Raw genomic sequence first — 21829 nt, forward strand, 5'->3', positions numbered from 1 at the left:
CGCAGCACATAGTTTTTATAATTAAATTCCGTCCATAGATGTCAGCACCGTTAACTGAAAGATTGAATTTTTCTTCTGTACAAAATAAGCCGGCTTACCCGGACTTTTTGGATATCCAGATTAAATCGTTTCAAGATTTTTTCCAATTGGAAACCAAGTCAGAAGAAAGAGGCCAAGAAGGACTTTACAAGACTTTCTTAGAGAATTTCCCAATTACAGATACTCGCAACCAGTTTGTTTTAGAGTTTTTAGATTATTTTGTAGATCCACCTCGTTACGCTATTCAAGAGTGTATAGAGCGCGGTCTTACTTATTCTGTGCCGCTTAAAGCCAGATTAAAGCTTTATTGTACAGATCCAGAGCACGAAGATTTTGAGACGATAGTACAAGATGTGTATTTGGGTACAATACCTTATATGACACCTTCAGGTACATTTTGTATCAATGGTGCAGAGCGGGTTGTAGTATCACAGTTGCACCGTTCGCCTGGTGTATTCTTTGGACAATCGTTCCATGCTAATGGAACAAAATTGTATTCAGCCCGTGTAATTCCTTTTAAAGGATCTTGGATTGAATTTGCTACCGATATCAATAGCGTAATGTATGCTTATATCGATAGGAAGAAAAAATTACCTGTTACGACACTTTTCCGCGCAATTGGTTTTGAAAGAGATAAAGATATTCTTGAAATATTTGATCTTGCAGAAGAAGTTAAAGCATCAAAAACGGGACTTAAAAAATACTTAGGTCGCAAACTAGCTGCACGTGTTTTGAAAACATGGCACGAAGATTTTGTAGATGAAGATACGGGTGAGGTTGTATCTATTGAGCGTAACGAGATTATTCTTGATCGTGATACAGTCCTTGAAAAAGACCATATAGAAGAAATAATAGAATCTGGCTCAAAGACAATATTATTACACAAGGAGGATAATCATTTAGCAGATTATGCAATTATCCACAACACACTACAAAAGGATCCTACGAATTCTGAAAAGGAAGCTGTAGAGCATATCTATAGACAACTTCGTAACGCTGAACCGCCTGATGAAGAAACAGCACGTGGTATCATCAATAAGTTATTCTTCTCAGATCAGAGATATAACTTGGGTGAAGTGGGCCGATATAGAATGAATAAAAAATTGGGTCTTGATATTGCAATGGATAAGCAAGTGCTTACCAAAGAGGATATCATAACTATTGTAAAGTACCTTATTGAGCTTATCAACTCGAAAGCTGAGATTGATGATATTGATCACTTATCTAACCGTCGTGTACGTACTGTAGGGGAGCAATTATCTTCTCAATTTGGTGTTGGTCTTGCACGTATGGCAAGAACTATTCGGGAGCGTATGAACGTTCGTGATAATGAGGTTTTTACTCCTATAGATTTGATTAATGCTAAGACATTATCGTCAGTAATTAATTCATTTTTTGGAACGAATCAGTTATCCCAATTTATGGATCAAACCAATCCACTTGCAGAAATCACGCACAAGCGTAGACTTTCAGCACTAGGACCAGGTGGTTTGTCAAGAGAAAGAGCAGGATTTGAGGTTCGTGATGTTCACTATACGCACTATGGTAGACTTTGTCCTATTGAAACTCCTGAAGGACCAAACATTGGTTTGATATCATCACTTGCTGTTTATGCAAAGGTGAATAATTTAGGGTTTATTGAAACTCCATATCGCAAAGTAACTAATGGTGTCATCGATTTAAAAACAACACCACAATATCTTTCAGCTGAAGAAGAAGAAGGACAAATGATCGCGCAGGCTAACATACCTTTAGATGCGAATGGAAAGATAGATACAGATAGAGTTATTGCTCGTGAAGAAGGTGATTTCCCGGTAGTAGAGCCCACGCAGGTAAATTATGCCGATGTTGCTCCTAACCAGATTGCTTCTATTTCAGCATCGTTAATTCCTTTCTTGGAACATGATGATGCCAACCGTGCATTGATGGGATCAAACATGATGCGTCAGGCCGTACCTTTATTAATTGCAGATTCTCCAATTGTAGGAACAGGTCTTGAAAGACAAGTTGCTAGTGATTCTAGAGTATTAATTAATGCTGAAGGAGATGGTACTGTAGAATATGTAGATGCGAATGAAATCACGATTAAATATGACCGAACTGAAAAAGCAGGGATGGTTAGTTTTGATAGCGAAGACAAAACATACAAATTAGTTAAATTCAGAAAAACCAATCAAGGTACTTCTATCAATCTTAAGCCAATTGTAAAGCGAGGAGATAGAGTTTCTAAAGGGCAAGTATTATGTCAAGGATATGCAACCGAAAAAGGTGAATTAGCGCTTGGACGTAATATGAAGGTTGCCTTTATGCCTTGGAAAGGATACAACTTTGAGGATGCGATTGTAATTTCCGAAAAAGTGGTACGTGAAGATATCTTTACGTCTATACATATAGATGAATATTCATTAGAAGTTCGTGATACTAAATTAGGGAACGAAGAACTTACAAATGATATACCAAACGTTTCAGAAGAGGCTACAAAAGACTTGGACGAAAACGGAATGATTCGTATTGGTGCAGAGGTAAAACCTGGTGATATTTTGATAGGAAAGATTACTCCAAAAGGAGAAAGCGATCCTACACCAGAAGAAAAGTTACTTCGTGCTATTTTTGGTGATAAAGCAGGTGATGTTAAAGATGCGTCATTAAAAGCGTCTCCTTCTCTTAAAGGAGTTGTTATTAACAAAAAATTGTTTGCAAGAGCAATTAAAGACAAGCGCAAGAGAGCAAAGGATAAAGAAGATATTTCGATATTAGAAATTCAGTATGATGCTAAATTTGACGCCTTAAAAGACATATTAGTTGAGAAACTTTTTGTAATCGTAGCAGGTAAAACAGCACAAGGTGTAACAAACGATTTAGGTGAAGTAGTATTCCCTAAAGGTAAAAAGTACACACTTAAAATGTTGAACGTTGTAGATGATTATACGCATTTAGTAGGTGGTGTTTGGACGACAGATAATGAATCAAATGAGATGGTTGCAGATTTGATGCACAACTATCGTATCAGGGAAAATGACCTTCAAGGTAATTTACGTCGTGAAAAATTTACCATTTCGGTAGGTGATGAATTACCAGCTGGAATCTTAAAACTTGCTAAGATTTATGTAGCTAAAAAACGCAAATTAAAAGTAGGTGATAAAATGGCGGGACGTCACGGTAACAAAGGTATTGTTGCTCGTATAGTTCGTGAAGAAGACATGCCTTTCTTAGAGGATGGAACACCAGTAGATATTGTATTAAATCCACTTGGGGTGCCTTCTCGTATGAATATTGGTCAAATTTATGAGACTGTTTTAGGGTGGGCTGGACAAAAATTAGGTCGTAAATATGCAACTCCAATTTTTGACGGCGCAACACTAGATCAAATAAATGAATTGACTGATGAGGCTGAAATTCCAAGATTTGGTCATACTTATCTATTTGATGGTGGTACAGGACAGCGTTTTGATCAACCAGCAACAGTGGGTATTATCTATATGCTTAAACTTGGTCATATGGTTGACGATAAGATGCACGCGCGTTCTATTGGACCATACTCATTAATTACGCAACAACCTTTAGGTGGTAAAGCACAATTTGGTGGTCAGCGTTTTGGAGAGATGGAAGTATGGGCGCTAGAGGCTTATGGAGCATCGGCAACCTTACGTGAAATCTTGACTGTAAAGTCTGATGATGTTATCGGAAGAGCAAAAACGTACGAAGCGATCGTTAAAGGTGAATTAATGCCAGAGCCAGGATTACCAGAATCATTCAACGTGTTAATGCACGAATTGAAAGGTCTTGGTCTGGATATTAGACTAGAAGAATAATCGTGCCGTAGAGACGCAATTCACATTGCGTCTCAATGGAACGATGGGCGTGTATATCACGTCACAAGATTAGAACCGTATTTTATGCGGGGAAGCTATAGGGATAGAATCCCACACAAATTCAAAAAGTACAGATGCGATGAATCGTATCTCAATTAATTTTTTTACAAAAAATTATGGCAAGAAATAATAATAGAGAACAAGTAGCACCAAAATTCAGTAAGATTTCTATTGGATTATCCTCTCCTGAAAAAATATTAGGTGAATCTCGTGGTGAGGTATTAAAACCAGAAACGATAAACTACCGTACGCACAAACCAGAGCGTGACGGTTTGTTTTGTGAGCGTATTTTTGGGCCTGTAAAGGATTATGAATGTGCTTGTGGAAAATATAAAAGAATTCGTTACAAAGGTATTGTATGTGATCGTTGTGGTGTAGAGGTAACTGAAAAGAAAGTACGTCGTGATAGAGTAGGACACATCAACTTGGTGGTTCCTGTTGCTCACATTTGGTACTTCCGTAGTTTACCAAACAAGATAGGATATTTATTAGGGCTGCCTTCAAAGAAGTTAGATATGATAATATACTACGAGAGATACGTAGTAATTCAACCGGGTATTGCAAAGAATGAAGAAGGAGAACCGGTTAAAACATTGGATTTCCTTACAGAAGAAGAATACTTGACTATTCTTGAAAGTATCCCACAAGAAAATCAATACTTAGACGATGAAGACCCAAATAAGTTTATTGCAAAAATGGGAGCGGAGTGCTTGATCGATTTATTAAGAAGAATTGATTTAAATGCACTTTCATTTGAATTGCGTCATAAAGCTAATAATGAAACATCAAAACAACGTAAAACGGAAGCTTTAAAAAGACTTCAGGTTGTTGAGGCGTTAAGAGATGCAAACAAAAATAGAGAGAACAAGGCAGAATGGATGGTGATGAAAGTAATTCCAATAATTCCGCCAGAATTACGTCCTTTAGTGCCACTTGATGGGGGTCGTTTTGCTACGTCAGATTTGAATGACCTATACCGTCGTGTAATTATCCGTAACAATCGTTTAAAGCGTTTGATGGAGATAAAAGCACCAGAGGTAATCTTGCGTAATGAGAAGCGTATGTTACAGGAGTCTGTAGATTCATTGTTTGATAACACGCGTAAATCTTCAGCTGTTAAAACAGATAGTAACCGTCCTTTAAAATCTTTATCAGATTCATTAAAAGGAAAGCAAGGTCGTTTTCGTCAAAACTTATTGGGTAAGCGTGTAGATTACTCGGCACGTTCAGTAATTGTTGTCGGGCCAGAATTAAAATTATTCGAATGTGGAATTCCTAAAGGAATGGCAGCAGAATTATACAAGCCTTTTGTAATTAGAAAATTGATTGAAAGAGGAATTGTAAAAACTGTAAAATCTGCAAAGAAAATTATAGATAAAAAGGAGCCGGTAGTTTGGGATATCCTGGAAAATGTCCTTAAAGGACATCCAGTATTACTAAACCGGGCGCCTACATTACACCGTTTAGGTATACAAGCGTTTCAGCCTAAATTAATTGAAGGTAAAGCCATCCAGTTGCATCCATTAGTATGTACGGCATTTAATGCCGATTTTGATGGGGATCAAATGGCGGTTCACCTTCCATTAGGACCTGAAGCTATTCTTGAAGCACAGTTATTGATGCTTGCTTCTCATAATATTCTGAACCCTGCTAACGGGGCTCCAGTAGCGGTACCTTCTCAGGATATGGTATTGGGTCTTTATTATATGACGAAACTCAGACTTTCAACAAAAGAGATGAAAGTTAAAGGTCAAGGATTAACCTTTTATTCTTCTGAAGAAGCGGTCATCGCTTATAATGAGAAGATGGTTGATTTGAACGCTCAGATTAAAATTAGAACCAAAGATTTTAACGAATCAGGAGAACTTGTTTATCAAATAATCGAAACTACTTTAGGGAGGGTTATTTTCAATGAAAATGTTCCTGAAGCGGCTGGTTATATTAATGAAGTATTGACTAAGAAATCTCTTAGAGATATCATTGGTGGTATTTTAGCTAAGACTAGTGTGCCTGTAACGGCAGAGTTCCTTGATGCCATTAAAACCTTAGGGTATAAATTTGCATTTGAAGGTGGATTGTCATTCTCACTTGGAGATATCATTATCCCTGCTGAGAAATATTCAATGATTGATGAGGCCAATGAAAAAGTGGATGCTATTAGAGCAAACTACAACATGGGGCTTATTACTCAAAACGAACGATATAACCAAGTAATTGATATATGGACTGCTACAAACGCAGGTCTTACTGAATTATCAATGAAACGTATTAGAGAAGATCAACAAGGATTTAACTCCGTATATATGATGCTTGACTCAGGAGCACGTGGATCTAAAGAACAGATTCGCCAGCTTACAGGTATGCGTGGTTTAATGGCAAAGCCGAAGAAATCTAACAGTGGTGGTGGAGAGATTATTGAAAACCCAATTCTTTCTAACTTTAAAGAAGGACTTTCAATTCTTGAATACTTTATTTCTACACACGGTGCTCGTAAAGGACTTGCAGATACCGCTTTAAAGACGGCAGATGCAGGGTACTTAACACGTAGATTAGTTGATGTGTCTCAAGATGTAATTGTAAACACCGTAGACTGCGGTACATTAAGAGGTATTGAAGTAAAAGCATTAAAGAAAAATGAAGAAGTTGTTGAAAAACTTGGAGCGAGAATAGTAGGTCGTACCTCTTTAAATGATGTAATAAATCCACTTACTAAAGAAGTACTTGCAGCAAGTGGTCAACATATAAATGAAGTTATTGCAGCTAGTATAGAAGCATCTCCAATTGAAGCTGTGGAAGTACGTTCAGCATTAACCTGTGAAGCTACTAAAGGTATTTGTGCCGCTTGTTATGGTCGTAACCTTGCTACTAATAAAATGGTACAACGAGGAGAAGCTGTAGGAGTAGTTGCTGCACAATCTATTGGTGAACCTGGAACACAGTTAACACTTCGTACCTTCCACGTGGGTGGTATTGCAGGTAACATTTCAGAAGAGAACAAACTCAAAGTTAAATTTGATGGTGTTGCTGAAATTGAAGATCTTAAAACAGTTAAAGGACAAGATAATGATGGGAATGATATTGATATCGTAATATCAAGAACTTCAGAATTGAAATTGATTGATAAGAAAACGGGAATTACGTTGAGTACAAATAATATTCAGTACGGTTCTACGATCTTTATTAAAGATGGTGATACATTGAAAGCGGATGATGTTGTATCACAATGGGATCCTTATAACGGTGTAATTATTTCAGAATTTGCTGGTAAGATCAAGTATGAAAATATTGAGCAAGGGATAACTTTTGCCGTTGAAATTGATGAGCAAACAGGTTTTCAGGAAAAAGTAATTACGGAATCTAGAGATAAGAAAAAGATACCTACACTACAAATTTTAGGGAAGAAGGATGAAATAATTCGTTCGTACAACCTTCCAGTAGGAGCTTTGATTCAAGTTGAGGATAACGAGAAAATAAAGATTGGTAAAATCTTAGTTAAGATTCCACGTAAATCTGCGAAGGCGGGTGATATTACAGGGGGTCTTCCGCGTGTAACTGAATTATTTGAAGCGCGTAACCCTTCTAATCCTGCGGTAGTAAGTGAGATTGATGGTGTTGTTTCTTTCGGAAAAATTAAACGTGGTAATCGTGAAATTATTGTTGAGTCTAAGCTTGGTGAGGTAATGAAATATCTTGTTAAGTTGAGTAATCAGATCTTGGTGCAAGAAAATGATTACGTGAGAGCAGGGATGCCACTTTCTGATGGTTCTATAACACCAGAGGATATTTTACGTATCAAAGGGCCTTCAGCAGTGCAGCAGTACTTGGTGAATGAGGTACAAGAAGTATATCGTTTACAAGGTGTGAAAATTAATGATAAGCACTTTGAAGTAGTCGTAAGACAAATGATGCGTAAAGTACGAATTGTCGATAGTGGTGATACATTATTCTTAGAGAACCAATTGGTACATAAGTCTGACTTTATTGAAGAGAATGATAAAATCTTTGGTATGAAGGTGGTGGAGAATGCTGGAGATTCAGATATTCTTAAGGAAGGGCAAATACTTACGTTAAGAGAATTACGTGATGAAAACTCTATCTTACGAAGAGCTGATAAAGCTCTAGTAGAAGCTCGTGATGCAGTTAATGCAACGGCAACGCCAATTTTACAAGGTATTACAAGAGCATCGTTGCAGACAAAATCATTTATCTCTGCAGCATCTTTCCAAGAGACAACTAAAGTATTAAACGAAGCGGCGGTTGCTGGTAAAATTGATACCTTAGAAGGTCTTAAAGAAAATGTTATTGTAGGACATAAAATTCCAGCAGGAACAGGTATGAGAACATACGAAACATTAATTGTAGGTTCAAAAGAGGAGTTGGAAGAAATGACCAAGGAAAAGCAGGAAGTTAATTATAACTAATAAAAGCTTTCTATTATATATTTATGAAAATCTCGTGACAACTGTTTCGGGATTTTCTTGTTTAAAAAATACAAATCACGGTTGCTTACAACCACAAAAAAAAATTATGGCAGACGATAATAAACCAAAAAAAGGGCAAATAAATATTGAATTGGATGCAGATGTTGCGCAAGGTATCTACAGTAACCTAGCAATTATAAATCACTCACAAAGCGAGTTTGTAGTTGACTTTGTAAGTATTATGCCTGGAGTGCCTAAAAGTAAAGTGAAGTCACGTATTGTGCTTACACCGCAACACGCAAAACGTTTTTTAAAAGCGCTTAACGAAAATGTTTCTAGGTTTGAGAAAAATCATGGACCAATAAAAGAAAATAATCAACCACAAATGCCTATTAATTTTGGGCCTACTGGAGAAGCATAGTAATAGTGCTAATTAAACAGGAGCCGTTTGCAGTAAATAATAATCAAAAAAAGCCTCAAATCATTCATTGATTTGAGGCTTTTTAATTTTACTTGACCGCTTATTTTATGCGCTCAAACTCACTTACAAAATGTAATTTCACGTTAGGGTATTTGCTTTGTGTCATTTGTAGTGTAAATGCGCTATCTGCAAAGAACACAAGTTGACCTCGTTTATCTTTTGCTAAATATTTAGATTTCGTACGTTTAAAGTCGGCAAATTCATCACTCTTGCCGTCTTTAGCTTCAACCCAACATGCTTTATGTACATTGAGGTTTTCGTACCTGCAAATAGCTCCATATTCGTGTTCTAGCCTGTACTGTATTACTTCAAATTGAAGCGCTCCCACCGTACCTATGGCTTTACGTCCATTTAATTCTAGCGTGAATAATTGAGCAACTCCCTCATCCATTAATTGATCAATTCCTTTTTCGAGCTGTTTGCTTTTTAGAGGATCTGCGTTGTTAATATATTTAAAAAATTCTGGAGAAAAACTAGGGATGCCTTTATATTGCATATTCTCACCTTCGGTTAATGTATCACCAATCTTGAAGTTTCCAGTATCATGTAGTCCTACGATGTCTCCTGGGTAAGAGATGTCTACTATTTGTTTCTTTTCAGCAAAAAATGCATTCGGACTAGAAAACTTCATTTTCTTATTATTACGAACGTGCAAATAGTTTATATTTCTTTCAAACACTCCTGAAACAATCTTTACAAAGGCTAAACGGTCTCGATGTTTAGGATCCATATTAGCGTGAATTTTAAATACGAATCCTGAAAATTCCTTCTCTTCTGGTTTTACCAACCTAGTATCGCTAGCTTTGGGTTGAGGTTTAGGTGCTATTTCGATAAAACAATCTAATAATTCACGAACACCAAAATTATTAAGTGCCGAGCCAAAGAAAACAGGTTGTAGCGCTCCGGCTAAATACTCATCTCGATTAAATGCAGGATAAATTCCTTGAACCAATTCTAATTCCTCTTGTAATTCTTTTGCAGGTTTTTCACCAATAAGTCTTGGCAGTTCTTTGCTGTTTAAATTTTCAATCTCAATAGTTTCTTCAATATTTTTACGACTATCACCACTAAAAAGATTCACATTCTTTTCCCATATATTATAGATGCCTTTAAAGTCATACCCCATGCCTATAGGGAATGAGAGTGGTGTAACCCTAAGCTGCAATTTTTGTTCAATTTCATCTAACAATTCAAACGCATCTTTTCCTTCGCGATCCAATTTGTTTATAAAAACAATCATAGGGATATTGCGCATTCTACAAACTTCAACCAGTTTTTTGGTTTGTTCCTCAACACCCTTTGCAACATCTATAACTACAATAACACTGTCCACTGCTGTAAGGGTTCTAAAGGTGTCTTCAGCAAAGTCTTTGTGTCCTGGAGTATCGAGAATGTTTATTTTAATGCCTTCGTATTCAAATGCAAGTACAGAGGTAGCTACAGAGATTCCACGTTGGCGTTCTATCTCCATAAAGTCACTGGTGGCGCCTTTTTTAATTTTATTGCTTTTAACAGCTCCTGCCTCTTGAATCGCTCCTCCAAAGAGAAGTAATTTTTCAGTTAGTGTCGTTTTTCCTGCATCTGGATGCGAAATGATACCGAAAGTTTTACGCCTATTTATTTCTTTTTGTAAAGACATTTTGTAAATATTTAACTGGCAAATATACAGCTAGTTTGTCAAATTTTATACTTCATCATAAGTGTAAAATGACTGATTTACACTTTTATGGTAAGTAAATTCCTACTTTATTAGTTCAAAATACTGCAAGTATTAACACGTTTAACCGCCTAAATTTGTCGTTAAACGATTTAATTGTATTTTAAACGTTGTTTTACTAAGTGAATGTATTGAAATTCCTTTAGTATATATAAATATTCGTTTTTGTACAAAATAAAAAATAAAATAGGGATTAACACATAATCTTTTAAATTTGAAAAATTATTAAATTCCTACAATTAATATAAGAACAGAAATATTGAATCAGAGTTAATTAGACAGGTTTTAATATGTTGTTCTTACAAAAAAATGGTTTTATAATGTCATAAAAACAGAGGGTCTAAGCAAAAAACGTACACACGGTTCCTACAAAAAAAAGATACATATTTTCGAGTTTCTCGTAGTTGAACGAAAGTTTTTGTTCGTTCAGCGAAAATTTCTTTTTTTTTGCTGTCTGTAATACATTTCCTACGTATTCTTGTGGCTGTAATAAAATAAAAGAATATAAATTATATTTGAATGCTCTCCAAAGTAAACATTAGAGAGAATAATATTGGTAAAATTATGAATATACATATTAACATTTATAACAACTATTACACGATTGATATTTTCAAATTCAAGCTTTAGTCAAATACTTGAATTAGGAAAACTTTCTATTTGTAGACATTTCAACTGTTTACTTGTTCGTGAAAATAGAATTGTTATTGCTTTAACATTTAAAGTCGCAATAGACGGTGTTGCTATTAACTACGAAAAAATCATAAAAGCGCCAGACAATAAGTATGGCTATTAACTAGACTACGGAACTACACTTTTAGAACTATTAATTATGAATAAAAAACTACTTTTCAGTTTAACTACTATATCACTACTACTATTATCAAGTATTGGTTTTAGTCAAACACTTGAATTAGGAACACTTTCCTCTTTTGGAGCTTTTTCAGGCACCGGAGGAATTGCAAATAGTGGGCAAATAGAGGGCGATACCGGAACATACGACGGAATATTTAGTGGTAACGGATCTAATTCTGGTCAACAATATCCTTCCGGCAGCCCTACATCTAAACAAGCTCAAATAGATGTGCTTAGGGTATATGTACACCTTAGTGATGTTTTTGTTACAAATGCTGGTACCCACTCTTCAGTTTTTGGAAATGGAGAAACTATTTTCCCTGGCGTTTATTCTACACCTGGCGCGGGCTCAGTAACTGGAACTCTTACTCTTGACGGGTTAGGGAATTCTGATGCTGTATTTATAATTAAATTTGAAGGAGCACTTACAGTTGGAGCAAGTGCAACGATTGTTTTATCTAATGGCACCAAAGCTGCTAATGTTTATTGGATTTCTGAAGGGGCTATAACTCTTGGAGCAAATAGTGTTGTAAGAGGGTCTGTATTCGCACATCCAGGAGGAATTACCGTTGGTGCAAATGGTACCATAGAAGGAAGATTGATTACCTCTGAAGGAGCTGTAACTGTTGGAGCTGGTGGTTCGTTAGTGATTCCTGTGGGACCTAGTGATATTCAAATAAATTGTTTAGGTACCTGCAATTCTAATCCGAATGTTGATATTTTAGGAAGTGTGAAAAGTTTTGCTATGTTTACTAGTTCTGGTGCTGTGTCAAATGCCGCTACATCTGGATTTATTGGTGATATTGGTACAAATGCAGGTGCTATAACTGGTATACAGACTGGTGCTACAACTCACGTAGGAAAAATATACCCTCCAGGCCCTATTGCAGCACAAGCCGCACAAGATTTAAGTAGCGCTTATAACCAGCTTATGGCTATACAAAGTACTGACCTTGGACATATTCCTCTTTTTGGAAATGGAGAAACGATGCAGCCTGGGGTTTATTATATAGCAGGAGCAGGAAGTTTACAAGGAACTATCGTTTTAGACGGTAATTTTGATCCCGATGCAATCTTTATTTTTAAGTTTTTAGGTGCATTTACAGTAACCGCACAATCCAAAATAATTTTGAAGAATGGCGCACGTCGTTGTAATATTTTTTGGGTTTCTGGAGCTGGAGGTACTGGCGCTATTGACATTGGTACATTTGCTTTTGTGAAGGGAACATTTCTTGCCCACGGCGGAGCTTGTACCGCAGCAGCAAATGTAAATTTAGAGGGACGATTGCTTTCTACAGCTGGAGCAATAGGATTTAGCACAGGGGTAATTTATAATGATACACTTTGTTTTGAAGATGAAATCGCTATTGTTAAGACAGGATTATTTGTTGATGCAAACGGAGATCAGTGTGCTGATGTAGGAGAGACTATCGATTATACATTCACTGTAACCAATGAAGGAAATGAAAGTTTATCGGCTATTGTTGTCACAGACCCACTAGTTCCAATAATCGCATATGTATCTGGAGATACAAATGGAAACATGGAGCTAGATATGACTGAGACGTGGATTTATACAGGAACATTTACCATTGATCAAGGTGATATCGACGCAGGTGGGGTGACAAACCAAGCACTTGCTAAAGCTACTACATATAACGGATTTCTTATAAATGATTTATCTGATGATTCTAGTGTTTTAGAAGATGACCCAACAATTACAGAACTTTGTAATTTACGTCTTGTTCTAGTTGAAAAAATAGATATATTATGTAATGGATTCAACACTGGTTCTATAACAGTTTCTGCTACAGGAGGATCACCTCCATATATGTTTACTCTTAATGGAGGAATACCACAATCTTCTCCTTTATTTGATAACTTATTAGCTGGTGTTTATACAATAGGAATAACAGACACTACTGCAGGAAACCCAAACGCGATAGTAGTAACTTTAGTTGAACCAAATGCTTTAAGTATTGTTATTACAAAGGTAAATGCAACGACTGGTCAAGGATGTCTTGATGGTCAGGCAACTGTAACAGCAAGTGGAGGAACCCCTCCTTATACTTATCAATGGAATGCTAGTGCTGGAAGTCAAACTTCCATGACAGCAACAAACCTTCCTGCTGGTACACATATAGTAGCGGTAACAGATGATAATGGATGTATTTTAGAACAAGGAGTAGTTATTGATTGTGTAAATACTTGTGATGCCGTTATTGCTATAGATTCTATAGTTAATGTATTCTGTGCAGGCGCAACTACAGGTAGTGCAACAGTTATTGCAAGCTCTATAGCAAATCCTACTGCAACTTTTACATTTACTTGGAATTCAGTTCCTCTACAAGTTGATTCTGGAGTGACTACAAGTACAATTAATAATTTAGCTGCTGGAGTTTATACTGTTAGTGTAACGATTGATGGAACAGTTTGTTTACCAGTTGAACAAAGTGTTATTATAACAGAGCCAACAAATGCCTTGAACGTAACGGCAACTTCTACAGACGAAAGTGGTCCAGCTACCGGAGATGGTACAGCAACTGCTAACCCAACAGGAGGAACACCCTCTTACACATATTCTTGGAATACGACACCAGTACAAACTACTCAAACAATTACTGGCCTAAGTGCTGGAACATATATAGTAACAGTAACAGATGATAATGGATGTGTGGCAACTGCTTCAACAGTAGTTAACCCTGGAACTTGTAATAATTTAGCTGTAATTGCATCTTCAACTCCTGTAACTTGTAATGGATTTAGTGATGGTTCAATTATTGCTAATGTAACAGGAGGAGTAGGTCCTTTTACTTACTCTTGGAATACGACACCAGTGCAAACTACTCAAACAATAAATGGTTTAACAGCTGGAGTTTATACGGTAACTGTAACTGATGGTACAACATTATGTACCGTAACATCTACTGCTACAGTTAATCAACCTGGAATTTTAAGTTCAGGAATTGCAATAACCAATGTAATTTGTTTTGGTAATGATTCAGGTTCTTTAGACTTAACAGTAACCGGAGGAACTCCTCCATATTCATTTGCTTGGGGTCCAGGTGGTGAAATAACAGAAGATATTTTCAGTTTAACAGCAGGAACATATTCAGTTTTAATTACGGATGCTAATGGTTGTACAACAACAAATAGTGCAGAAGTATTAGAGCCTTCAGAAGAATTGGCTATTACCTATACCGTAGTTGATGTTTTATGTAACGGTTATTTATCAGGAGCTATAGACATTACTGTAACTGGTGGCACGCCACCATATTCATATGTATGGAATAATGGTACTTTCACAGAAGACCAAATTAATGTTGTAGCAGGGACCTATAGTGTTACTGTAACAGACGCAAACGGATGTACAATACCTGAAAATGGTATTATTGTTAACGAGCCAGCAAATGCTTTAAGTATTGTTATTACAAAGGTAAATGCAACGACTGGTCAAGGATGTCTTGATGGTCAGGCAACTGTAACACCAAGTGGAGGAACCCCTCCTTATACTTATCAATGGAATGCTAGTGCTGGAAGTCAAACTTCCATGATTGCAACAAACCTTCCTGAAGGGACACATATAGTAACGGTAACAGATGATAATGGATGTATTTTAGAACAAGGAGTAGTTATTGATTGTGTAAATACTTGTGATGCCGTTATTGCTATAGACTCTATAGTTAATGTATTTTGTGCAGGCGCAACTACAGGTAGTGCAACAGTTATTGCAAGCTCTATAGCAAATCCTACTGCAACTTTTACATTTACTTGGAATTCAGTTCCTCCACAAGTTGATTCTGGAGTGACTACAAGTACAATTAATAATTTAGCTGCTGGAGTTTATACTGTTAGTGTAACAATTGATGGAACAGTTTGTTTACCAGTTGAACAAAGTGTTATTATAACAGAGCCAACAAATTCCTTGAACGTAACGGCAACTTCTACAGACGAAAGTGGTCCAGCTACCGGAGATGGTACAGCAACTGCTAACCCAACAGGAGGAACACCCTCTTACACATATTCTTGGAATACGACACCAGTACAAACTACTCAAACAATTACTGGCCTAAGTGCTGGAACATATATAGTAACAGTAACAGATGATAATGGATGTGTGGCAACTGCTTCAACAATAGTTAACCCTAGAACTTGTAATAATTTAGCTGTAATTGCATCTTCAACTCCTGTAACTTGTAATGGATTTAGTGATGGTTCAGTTATTGCTAATGTAACAGGAGGAGTAGGTCCTTTTACTTACTCTTGGAATACGACACCAGTGCAAACTACTCAAACAATAAATGGTTTAACAGCTGGAGTTTATACGGTAACTGTAACTGATGGTACAACATTATGTACCGTAACATCTACTGCTACAGTTAATCAACCTGTAATTTTAAGTTCAGGAATTGCAATAACCAATGTAATTTGTTTTGGTAATGATTCAGGTTCTTTAGACTTAACAGTAACCGGAGGAACTCCTCCATATTCATTTGCTTGGAGTCCAGGTGGTGAAATAACAGAAGATCTTTTCAGTTTAACAGCAGGAACATATTCAGTTTTAATTACGGATGCTAATGGTTGTACAACAACAAATAGTGCAGAAGTATTAGAGTCTTCAGAAGAATTGGCTATTACCTATACCGTAGTTGATGTTTTATGTAACGGTTATTTATCAGGAGCTATAGACATTACTGTAACTGGTGGCACGCCACCATATTCATATGTATGGAATAATGGTACTTTCACAGAAGACCAAATTAATGTTGTAGCAGGGACCTATAGTGTTACTGTAACAGACGCAAACGGATGTACAATACCTGAAAATGGTATCATTGTTAACGAGCCAGCAAATGCTTTAAGTATTGTTATTACAAAGGTAAATGCAACGACTGCCTCAGAATGCACTGATGGTCAGGCAACTGCAACGGCAAGCGGAGGAACCCCTCCTTATACTTATCAATGGAGTGCTAGTGCTGGAAGTCAGACTTCCATGATTGCAACAAACCTTCCTGAAGGGACACATATAGTAACGGTAACAGATGATAATGGATGTATTTTAGAACAAGGAGTAGTTATTGATTGTGTAAATACTTGTGATGCCGTTATTGCTATAGATTCTATAGTTAATGTATTTTGTGCAGGCGCAACTACAGGTAGTGCAACAGTTATTGCAAGCTCTATAGCAAATCCTACTGCAACTTTTACATTTACTTGGAATTCAGTTCCTCCACAAGTTGATTCTGGAGTGACTACAAGTACAATTAATAATTTAGCTGCTGGAGTTTATACTGTTAGTGTAACAATTGATGGAACAGTTTGTTTACCAGTTGAACAAAGTGTTATTATAACAGAGCCAACAAATTCCTTGAACGTAACGGCAACTTCTACAGACGAAAGTGGTCCAGCTACCGGAGATGGTACAGCAACTGCTAACCCAACAGGAGGAACACCCTCTTACACATATTCTTGGAATACGACACCAGTACAAACTACTCAAACAATTACTGGCCTAAGTGCTGGAACATATATAGTAACAGTAACAGATGATAATGGATGTGTGGCAACTGCTTCAACAATAGTTAACCCTAGAACTTGTAATAATTTAGCTGTAATTGCATCTTCAACTCCTGTAACTTGTAATGGATTTAGTGATGGTTCAGTTATTGCTAATGTAACAGGAGGAGTAGGTCCTTTTACTTACTCTTGGAATACGACACCAGTGCAAACTACTCAAACAATAAATGGTTTAACAGCTGGAGTTTATACGGTAACTGTAACTGATGGTACAACATTATGTACCGTAACATCTACTGCTACAGTTAATCAACCTGTAATTTTAAGTTCAGGAATTGCAATAACCAATGTAATTTGTTTTGGTAATGATTCAGGTTCTTTAGACTTAACAGTAACCGGAGGAACTCCTCCATATTCATTTGCTTGGAGTCCAGGTGGTGAAATAACAGAAGATCTTTTCAGTTTAACATCAGGAACATATTCAGTTTTAATTACGGATGCTAATGGTTGTACAACAACAAATAGTGCAGAAGTATTAGAGCCTTCAGAAGGATTAACATTAACAATTAGTTCTCAAACAGATATTTTATGTGAAACATTTGGTTCTGTAACGGTAATAGCTGCCGGGGGAAATCCACCTTATTCGTATAACTTAGATGGTGGCATTTTTCAATCTTCAGGAACATTCAACAATCTAACTGAAGGAGTATACAATATCAGTGTATTAGGTGCTAATAATTGTGATGCTTCAATTGAAATTACAATTCTTGAAAATTGTACACTTGCTATAGAAGATATTAATAATACGTTTATAAACCTTCCTGTTTCAGGAAATGTGTTAACAAATGATATTGATGCTGAAGGCGATACTCAAACAGTTACAACTACTACAGTTACAACTGTACAGGGTGTTTTAATAACAATAAACCCAACAACAGGTGAATATAACTATACACCTCCTACTGATTATGAAGGAGAAGATAGTTTTGAATACAGTATAGTAGATAACGGTAGCCCACAAGCTTCCGATTCTGCAACAGTTTATATCGAGATTATGTCTTATCTCAATAATCGTCCGGTAGCTAATGCCGATACCAACACAACCGAGATGGATGTAGCAGTATCTGGTAATGTATTGGTTAATGATTTTCATCCAGATGGTAATACAATAGTGGTTACAACTAACACAACACCTTTAAATGGTAGTGTTGTTGTAAATCCTGATGGAAGTTATATATATACACCAGATCTAGGTTTCATTGGACAAGATATCTTTACTTATACAATCTGTGATAATGGTACACCAGTATTATGTGATACTGCAGTGGTGATTATTCAAATAATCCCAGATGATAGAAACATAACAGTTGCGAATGATGATGCTTATTATGGATTTGCTGATATGAATATATCTGGTAACTTAATGGACAATGATTTTGATCCAGAAGGAGATAATCAATTAGTAGATACACCATCACCTGTAAGTGGTCCTAGTAATGGTATCTTGGTATTGAATGTCGATGGTAGTTTTACCTATACTCCAAATGCTGGATATACAGGAACTGATCAGTTTGTGTATTCTATATTTGACAATGGTACACCAGTAGCAACAGATCTTGCAGTGGTTTATCTTACTGTTAATATAGCGTCTTCAATTGCAATTATCAAGACAGGCGTTTTCAACGAAGTTAACGGCAACGACTGCGCGGATGCAGAGATAGATACAGTAACATACACATTCACGGTTACTAACGAAGGAGGCTCAGCGATTACATCAGTAACGGTAACGGATCCATTATTAGGAGGTTTGTTAACGGCTATTCCCACAGGAGATACCGATGGTGATAATGAATTAGATGTAACAGAAACGTGGGTATATGTTCAAGGCTATACGATCACCCAATCAGACATCGATACGGGAAGCATTAGCAATCAGGCTACTGCTGATGGAACAGGATCGACAGGTCCAGTAAGTGATCTTTCAGATGATAATTTAACCACTGAAGATGATGTTACCGTAACGGTTTTATGTCAAAACGATAGTATCGCACTTATCAAGACTGGTGTATTTAATGATTCCAATGGTGATTCGTGTGCAGATGTAGATGAGACGATTACCTATAGTTTTACTGTTATCAATAATGGAAACACAACGATTGGTAATATCGCTATCACTGATGCGCTTGTAAATGTACAAGGAGGTCCCATCACATTGGCGCCAGGAGCAACAGACAATACAACGTTTACAGCAACATACTTAATTACCCAAGCAAATATTGATAATGGCAACGTTACCAATACTGCCACTGCATCAGGATTTAATCCTTTGGGCGTTGTTGTAAGTGATATCTCGGATGATAGTAGTGAATTAGAAGATGATGTTACCATAACGGTGTTATGTCAAAACGATAGTATCGCACTTATCAAGACCGGTGTATTTAATGATTCCAATGGTGATTCGTGTGCAGATGTAGATGAGACGATTACCTATAGTTTTACCGTTATCAATAATGGAAACACAACGATTGGTAATATCGCTATCACTGATGCGCTTGTAAATGTACAAGGAGGTCCCATCACATTGGCACCAGGACAGACAGATACAACAACATTTACGGCAACGTACTTAATTATACAGCCAGACATTAATACTGGAAGTGTTACCAATACAGCTACTGCATCTGGATTTAATCCTTTGGGCGTTGTTGTAAGTGATATTTCGGATGTTGCTAGTGAATTAGAAGACGCTCCAACAGTTACATTGCTTTGTAACAATGCGGTTATTGCCTTAATCAAAACTGGTATTCCTACCGATGAGAATGGGGATGGTTGTATTGATCTTGGAGAAACTATTGTATACGATTTTGTGGTTACTAACTTAGGGAATGTGACCTTAACCAATGTTATCGTAACCGATCCAATGATCACGGTAAACGGAGGTTCCATAACTTTATTTGCTGGCGACAGTGATACTGAGACGTTCTCAGGCAGCTATACTATTGTTCAGTCAGATATAGACGCTGGTCAAGTAAGTAATCAAGCGATAGCGGAAGGACTCGATCCTTTGGGAGTTGTGGTGAATGATCTTTCTGATAATAATAGTAATTTAGAAGATGATGCAACGATATCCTTATTGTGTCAAGACCCAATTATAGCTCTTGAGAAGACAGGAATATTTAATGATGAGAACTCAAATCTGATTTCTGAAGTAGGGGAGACAATTAGCTACACATTTGTTGTCACTAATAGGGGTAATGTAACGTTATTTAATATTGCGATTGTAGATCCATTTCCAAGAGTCGTTATAGAAGGTGGGCCTATATTCCAGTTACTACCGGGTGAGATAGACGATACTACTTTTACCGCAACCTATACAATAACAGCTCAGGATATTGAAAACGGCGAGGTTTTAAATCAAGCTATAGTAAGCGCTACCACTTTTGATGGAGATGAAGTAACAGATTTATCTGATGATCCAACAGATTTTACAGATGCCGATTCAGATGGTGACGGTGATCCTGATGATATTACCGTAGTTATTTTACCTAACGTAGATGCGCCATTCGATGTATTTAATGCAGTTTCACCTGACGGAAACAATCAAAATGACTTCTTCTTGATTCAAGGAATAAGTGAGTTCCCAGATAATACTGTTGAGATTTATAACAGATGGGGAGTCTTGGTTTGGGAAGCTTCCGGTTACGGAGGGTCTAATGATGCAGAGAATGTCTTTGTAGGAGAGTCCAATGGTCGAGCCACCGTTTCTCAAGATAAATTATTGGTCACCGGTACGTATTACTATGTAATTAAATTTAATGGTAATAACCCAGGACAAGACAGTTACGCAGGTTACTTATATTTAAACAGATAACAATCAATTAGTTTGATATCCGATTGTTTTAAAGAGCACTCGGTCAACAAAATATTTATTATGAGACAAAGTCATTTAATTATACTACTAGTATTATTAGCGGGTGGACTACTAACAGTTCAAGGGCAGCAGGATCCTCAGTATACCCAGTATATGTACAATACTCAGGTAGTCAATCCTGGTTATGCAGGCTCAAGAGATGCCTTAAGTTTTGGATTACTATTGAGAAGTCAATGGGTAGGATTAGAGGGTTCCCCTCAAACAGGAACCTTTACTATAGATTCTCCATTAGGTTTTAATGAGAATATGGGTTTAGGTCTATCAATAGTAGCTGAAGAAATAGGCCCTGCAGTGGAGACTAATTTTACGATTGATTATTCATACCGCATTCAAATATCTGACGCTGGTAAACTGGCCTTTGGTTTAAAAGCTGGAATGCATTTATTGGACGTTGATTTTACAAAGTTGAATATTGCTGATGCAAATGATCCAAGATTTCAGAATAATATTGATAATAAATTCCAGCCACAGATAGGAGCTGGTGTTTATTATAGTACAAATAAGTTTTATGCAGGCTTATCTGTTCCAAACTTTTTGAATACCAAACACTTTGATGAAGGTAGTTTAGCCAATACTACTATAGAGAGTGTTCCTCAAGAAAACTTACACTACTTTTTTATTACGGGCTATGTATTTGATATAAATGAGAATTTAAAGTTGAAGCCTGCATTCTTAGGTAAAGTAGTTGGAGGTTCTCCACTTCAAGCAGATGTTTCTTTGAATGCCCTTATTAATAATAAGTTTACATTAGGAGCTGCATATCGTTTTAGTGCAGCAGTAAGTGCCATGGCAGGATTTCAAGTGTCTGATGGATTATTTATTGGTCTGGGATATGATTACCAAACGACATCGTTAGAGACCTATAGTGACGGTTCATACGAGCTGATCTTCCGTTTTGATGTATTCAAGAAACCAGAACGTGTATTAACACCACGTTTCTTTTAAAAGGATTAAGATTTTAATTGCGATGTGTTTCATTTAGGAATGATTCAACAA

General features: G+C 36.7%; 6 protein-coding genes. 5 read left to right on the forward strand and 1 reads right to left on the reverse strand.

Features of this window, described 5'->3' with window-relative positions; genetic code table 11:
• Window positions 1-38 precede the first annotated feature (38 nt).
• From rpoB to ABXT67_RS10535, 3 genes are all read left to right on the forward strand, one after another.
• Window positions 39-3851, forward strand: coding sequence for a DNA-directed RNA polymerase subunit beta (gene rpoB / locus ABXT67_RS10525; protein WP_415373954.1), 3813 nt, complete (start codon window positions 39-41; stop codon window positions 3849-3851).
• A 176-nt stretch (window positions 3852-4027) separates the two neighbouring features.
• Window positions 4028-8332 carry a DNA-directed RNA polymerase subunit beta' gene (gene rpoC / locus ABXT67_RS10530; RefSeq protein ID WP_415373955.1) on the forward strand — a complete coding sequence of 1435 codons (4305 nt, stop codon included), beginning with the start codon at window positions 4028-4030 and terminating at the stop codon, window positions 8330-8332.
• Window positions 8333-8438: 106 nt separating this feature from the next.
• Window positions 8439-8753 carry a DUF3467 domain-containing protein gene (locus ABXT67_RS10535; RefSeq protein ID WP_415373956.1) on the forward strand — a complete coding sequence of 105 codons (315 nt, stop codon included), beginning with the start codon at window positions 8439-8441 and terminating at the stop codon, window positions 8751-8753.
• Between the two features lie 100 nt (window positions 8754-8853).
• Here the strand turns inward: ABXT67_RS10535 and ABXT67_RS10540 are convergent, their stop codons facing one another.
• Window positions 8854-10452, reverse strand: a complete 1599-nt coding sequence (locus ABXT67_RS10540) for a peptide chain release factor 3 (protein WP_415373957.1) — start codon at window positions 10450-10452, stop codon at window positions 8854-8856.
• Window positions 10453-11362: 910 nt separating this feature from the next.
• Here ABXT67_RS10540 and ABXT67_RS10545 point away from each other — a divergent pair.
• Complete coding sequence (locus ABXT67_RS10545; protein ID WP_415373958.1) at window positions 11363-20773, forward strand: ice-binding family protein; 9411 nt, start codon at window positions 11363-11365, stop codon at window positions 20771-20773.
• 60 nt (window positions 20774-20833) lie between these two features.
• Window positions 20834-21778: a type IX secretion system membrane protein PorP/SprF gene (locus ABXT67_RS10550; RefSeq protein ID WP_415373959.1), complete on the forward strand. Its 945-nt coding sequence runs from the start codon at window positions 20834-20836 to the stop codon at window positions 21776-21778.
• Window positions 21779-21829 lie beyond the last annotated feature (51 nt).

Source organism: Patiriisocius sp. Uisw_017 (assembly GCF_047731265.1).
GTDB lineage: Bacteria > Bacteroidota > Bacteroidia > Flavobacteriales > Flavobacteriaceae > Patiriisocius.

Coding starts and splice junctions, on each gene's coding strand:
- ABXT67_RS10535 (WP_415373956.1), top strand. CDS start 8,439: ATGGCAGACGATAATAAACCAAAAAAAGGGCAAATAAATATTGAATTG.
- ABXT67_RS10550 (WP_415373959.1), top strand. CDS start 20,834: ATGAGACAAAGTCATTTAATTATACTACTAGTATTATTAGCGGGTGGA.
- rpoB (WP_415373954.1), top strand. CDS start 39: ATGTCAGCACCGTTAACTGAAAGATTGAATTTTTCTTCTGTACAAAAT.
- ABXT67_RS10540 (WP_415373957.1), bottom strand. CDS start 10,452: ATGTCTTTACAAAAAGAAATAAATAGGCGTAAAACTTTCGGTATCATT.
- ABXT67_RS10545 (WP_415373958.1), top strand. CDS start 11,363: ATGAATAAAAAACTACTTTTCAGTTTAACTACTATATCACTACTACTA.
- rpoC (WP_415373955.1), top strand. CDS start 4,028: ATGGCAAGAAATAATAATAGAGAACAAGTAGCACCAAAATTCAGTAAG.